1 protein-coding gene is annotated in these 287 nt (G+C 70.0%); it reads left to right on the forward strand.

Going from position 1 to position 287, the window contains the following annotated elements:
• Positions 1–237: UTRA domain-containing protein (locus tag E5W87_RS15740; protein WP_292398966.1), on the forward strand; the 237-nt coding region annotated here is incomplete at its 5' end.
• Between the last annotated feature and the right edge of the window lie 50 nt (positions 238–287).

Here is a 287-nt window from a genome sequence, read left to right on the forward strand (position 1 = left end):
ATCGCGCCCGGGCCGTGGCTGATCGCCCGCGTGCCGTGGAGTGCCGCCGAGCACCGCATTCGCGCCGTCGCGGCCGACAGGCACATTGCGGCCGCACTCGATATCGAGGCCGGTGCGCCGTGCCTGGTGGTCGAGCGACGGACATGGAGCGCCGAGCACCCGGTCACCCATGTCCGGTTCACCTATGCGGCCGAGAGCCACACGCTGGTGGCAAGGTTTACACCTTCGCAGGGGTGATTACCCTCCCCCTTGAGGGAGGGTCGGCGAGGTTGCACCGACCCCACCCC

Source organism: Mesorhizobium sp., assembly GCF_004962925.1.
GTDB lineage: Bacteria > Pseudomonadota > Alphaproteobacteria > Rhizobiales > Rhizobiaceae > Mesorhizobium.